Origin of the sequence: Paenibacillus sp. OT2-17 (assembly GCF_009827695.1) — a bacterium.
Taxonomy (GTDB): domain Bacteria; phylum Bacillota; class Bacilli; order Paenibacillales; family Paenibacillaceae; genus Paenibacillus; species Paenibacillus polymyxa_B.
On sequence record NZ_WUDQ01001052.1, the window covers coordinates 1 to 540 of the forward strand.

Sequence of the window (540 nt, forward strand, 5' to 3'; positions counted from 1 at the left end):
TTTGAATCAGCTGACCAAACAGCAAATCATCAGCATGCTAACTTTTGCCAATTCCGGCTGTGCATTAGTAACCACACGAAAAGGAGCTCTTCAATCTATGCCGACGACAGATGAGATTAAACAGATGATCGAGACAAATAAACAGCAAGATGATGATAGATTAAGGCCGGGTTTTCATTTTTCACCTCACTCCCATTGGTTGAATGATCCGAACGGATTAGTCTATTACGAGGGAGTCTATCATCTGTTTTATCAGCACCATCCTTATAGCAATCAGTGGGGACCGATGCACTGGGGTCATGCCGTAAGCCCAGACTTGGTTCATTGGGAGCATATGCCTATCGCTCTGTTCCCGGATGAGCATGGCGCAATTTTTTCCGGTTGCTGTGTGGTTGACTGGAATAATAGCAGCGGACTGTTCGATGGTTCCCATGGATTGATCGCGCTCTTCACTCATGCAGACATCTGTCCGGAGACCAGACAACCTCGCCAGCGGCAAAGCCTGGCTTACAGTAGCGATAAAGGACGAACTTGGCACAA

General features: G+C 47.2%; 1 protein-coding gene. It reads left to right on the plus strand.

The features are described from left to right. A partial coding sequence (locus GRP75_RS28990; RefSeq protein WP_483311138.1) for a glycoside hydrolase family protein occupies nt 1-540 on the plus strand: 540 nt, incomplete at both ends.